Origin of the sequence: Microcystis sp. M090S1, from assembly GCF_020246295.1 — a bacterium.
Lineage (GTDB): Bacteria > Cyanobacteriota > Cyanobacteriia > Cyanobacteriales > Microcystaceae > Microcystis > Microcystis aeruginosa.
The window spans coordinates 1-3,618 of the sequence record NZ_JADBTF010000280.1; the positions used below are offsets into that span (position 1 = coordinate 1).

Below are 3,618 nucleotides of genomic sequence, written 5' to 3' on the forward strand. Positions count from 1 at the left end.
CCTCTTGCATAAATCCGAAAACAAACGATAGAAACAATAATGGGAGGGACTTTCAGTTAATTATTTATTAGTAGTTGATAATCTTCAAAAATGTTGCTGTACAAGGATCGACTTAAGACTTTTGCAAGAGGTCTAATAATTATGCCGAATTCTGTTATCTGACCCATCTGACCCAAGGGGTACGCCGCAGCGGTTCCGCTGCCAAAGACTTAACCGATGTGGCCTGTGGGCGCTTAGATGGTTATTGGGAACGAGGGATTAATCCCTGGGATCTGGCTGCGGGAATTATTCTGATCGAAGAAGCTGGCGGTAAAATTAGCGCCTACGATGAGAGTCCTTTTCTGATAGAAACGGGGCGAATCCTGGCCACTAACGGACAGATTCACACCCCCTTAAGCCAAGCTCTGCAAAAAGCCGCCTCTTGGAGTTTTCAGTTTTAATTCTTTTAATATTTATTGCGATTATCATTGTGATTAGAGTAGGACCAGCTGTATGCCTTTTCCGATTTCCCAGGGATTATTTCAATTTGATTTAATCGATCACTTCGCTGTTTTAGGAGTCTCGATCGATGCCGAACATGAGGAGATTCGCGAGCGTTACTTAAAAATTGCCTATAAACTCCATCCCGATACCTGTCGCATTCACACCCCCGCCGAAAGGGAACAGGCTAATCAGTTACTGGCAAAATTAGTTAACCCAGCCTACGAACATCTTAGCCGTGACCTATCTCGGGAAGAATTCCGGCTTATTTTAGCACAAATGGGCAAGGCAATGGCGAGGGATGCGGGTAAAATTACCATCAGTAGCGAACCGGCTAGAAAACTAGCCCAATCTAGCGCTAACTATGAATTAGCCTATCAAAAAATCCTGCAATCCTTGGCGATCGATCAATATACCGCCCTAGAAAATACCTATCAGAAAATCGCCCAACTCAGTGAACTCAATCTGGTTTATCTGATGTTAACCGAAGGTCAGGGCAACAAGAAAACCACCCGGAAAGTCTTTATCTCCCAAGGCAATCCTAACCAGTCCGAGTTAGTCGGGGCTACTTTCATCACGGCAGCCGAGGCTAAAGCCAAAGAATCGCCCCTAGAAGCCTATATTCGCCGCGCCCAAGCCTCTCTTGACCAAAATAACCCCGCCCAAGCTTTGCGAGAATTGCGCGATGCCCTGCGGCAAGAACCGGATAATGGCATCTGTCACGCCCTGCTCGGTTTAGCCTACCTGCAACAAAATCAACTCGCCATGGCCCGGGTTCATATCAATCGCGCCTGGCAAGTCAGCCCCAAAGATGCGACGGTGATTAGGTGCAAACGGGAACTAAATCAAGTAGTTAATCCTAATGTTGAAATGGAAGACCAGAAGGGACAAAAAAAGGAAGGGGATCCCAAGGGCGGTTTTTGGTCTCTATTTGGTGGTAATAAAGAATAACCAGCTCAAACCATAACGGTATAAGAGTGATACCAAATTCTCATTTTAACCCGCGTGTTACCCAATGCGGGTTACAGGAGAAAAGAAACGATCAGCCCGAGACTCAAGCTCAAAATAGACAGACAAAACAGATCTACCCTGAACAGTAATAGTTAGGGTTTGCGGCAAAAAGTTTTTCGTGGGGGCAGGGTGTGGGGTGTGGGGTGTAGGGTTTTACCCATTTTCAGGGGGTCAATTACCTAATTTTCGGGGAAAAAGTGCCTAAATTTCCCCCCTGATCACTCCAAGGGCTGGCACTTTTTGATTTCAAAAAAGCCTAAAGATATTATCCAACGAGGTTTTTAGATTTATTCAGCAGACCCTATATAGAGAATGGTCAAGCCCCTGTCTTTTCGCTGTTTACTGTTTGCTGTTTACTAATCACCGGAAAAAAGCTCCCCACTCCCCTCTCCTATCTCTATTTTGTTACTTTTTTCTTTTCTCTTGGGATAAGATTGTGATCGATCGAGTTTAGGGAATTTTTATGACCACGGAAAGTTTAGCGACTTCAGAAGCAATAGAGTCAATGACCGATGAATTTCTGGCTAGTACGAGCAGTCACCAAGAAATGATTGAAATGGTTATTTCTACTCTGCAGCAGAATGATACTGCTATGGTACAACATACAGAAAAAGGTTATCTTTGGAAGTTTCAGTATGGTAGCGTTGAGGTATTTGTACAGTTAACTGGGGAAAGCGATGATGATTTTCTCACGGTGTGGTCTTCTGTGCTGAAATTACCCGTTAAGGATGAATTGGGATTAACCCGCAAGTTATTAGCGATGAATTGTGCCGAAACCTTTGAATCTCATTTTGCCATTATGAATGATCAGGTGGTGGTGATTTCTCAGCGCACTGTGGCCGATTTGTCTGCTGGGGAGATTTCGCGAGCAATTACTCTCGTGGCGACGGTAGCAGATAATAATGATGAAATGTTACGAGAATCCTTTGGTGGCAGCTAAAATTTGGCGTTATATCCCTCCAATTATCTCATCGGCAGAGCTACAAATGGCGATCGATTCTTGGTTACTAGAGCAACACCGTTGTGGTCATCATCCCCCGACTCTGCGTTTTTATCAATGGTCGCCCCCGGCTATTTCCTTGGGCTATCATCAACGGCAATATCCCGATTTTTGGCGTAATTTGACTTGGCAAGGTCAAAAAATCTCCCTAGTTCGTCGTCCTACCGGTGGACGGGCCGTACTACATCAGGGGGATTTGACTTATATGGTGGTAAATTCGGGGATGAAGGGTAATGTTGGGGAAGTTTACCGTCAAATCTGTCAATTTTTAATCACAGGCTGGCAAAATCTCGGTCTGGAATTGTCCTACGGTGCTGCAGGCCGGGGATATATCCATTCTGCTAACTGTTTCGGTACGGCTACCGGTGCGGATCTAGTCGATAATTGGGGGAATAAATTTATTGGTAGCGCCCAACTGCAACGGGGTTCCTCTGTTCTCCAACATGGTTCGATGGTGCTAGAGCAAGATAATTCGCTGTTTGAGCAAGTTTTCGGCAGTGATGCCCCTCAAAAGCTGAATTTAGCCCCAGATTTGACCCTAGAAACCCTTATCGCTACCCTGAAAACCGCCGCCGAGGATTGCTTTGATTGTCAATTGCTAGAACAACCCCTCGAGGATTGGGAATGGCGATCAATTAAAAAAATAAATATAAATACTCATTGACAAAAAAGTTTTTGTGTGTATAAAAAATCAATTATGAGTTAAGTTGTATAGATTTGTAATTTTTTGCTAATAATAGTTAAAGGTAGATAGAGGCCGCAAGGAACCAAAGTCTTACCGAACTCGAAATTATTGTCTAGCTTGTGCTAGTTTAAGAAACGTTAATCTTTTACAGTTGGTGAGGATTAACGAGCGATCGCAGCTAGTTTAGTTAAGCTAATCCAGTCAATCGATCGCGCCATCTTATAAGACAATGGGAGTAATCCCAGACTCAAAAAAGTTAAGAAATCTTGCCCGTGATTTCAGTTAAGCAAGAGGAAAAATACCCATGACCATTGCTGTCGGACGCGCCCCAGAAAGAGGGCTGTTTGATGCTCTCGATGACTGGCTCAAAAGAGACCGTTTCGTCTTCATCGGTTGGTCTGGTTTACTACTCTTCCCCTGCGCCTTCATGGCCCTAGGTGGA

General features: G+C 44.4%; 3 protein-coding genes and 2 pseudogenes. All 5 read left to right on the forward strand.

Annotated elements, in window-relative coordinates; all coding sequences use genetic code 11:
* Positions 1-134 precede the first annotated feature (134 nt).
* Positions 135-440: pseudogene (locus IM477_RS12375) on the forward strand (inositol monophosphatase family protein); the annotation flags it as partial.
* A gap of 52 nt (positions 441-492) precedes the next feature.
* On the forward strand, positions 493-1,431 hold the full coding sequence (locus tag IM477_RS12380) for a J domain-containing protein (RefSeq protein ID WP_287731967.1): 939 nt from the start codon (positions 493-495) through the stop codon (positions 1,429-1,431).
* Between the two features lie 523 nt (positions 1,432-1,954).
* Complete coding sequence (locus IM477_RS12385; RefSeq protein WP_012266813.1) at positions 1,955-2,431, forward strand: YbjN domain-containing protein; 477 nt, start codon at positions 1,955-1,957, stop codon at positions 2,429-2,431.
* Entirely contained in the window at positions 2,394-3,155 is a 762-nt protein-coding gene (locus IM477_RS12390) for a lipoate--protein ligase family protein (protein WP_287731968.1), read from the forward strand. Before IM477_RS12385 ends, IM477_RS12390 begins: the two co-directional genes overlap by 38 nt.
* A gap of 325 nt (positions 3,156-3,480) precedes the next feature.
* A pseudogene (locus IM477_RS12395) lies at positions 3,481-3,618 on the forward strand (photosystem II D2 protein (photosystem q(a) protein)); the annotation flags it as partial.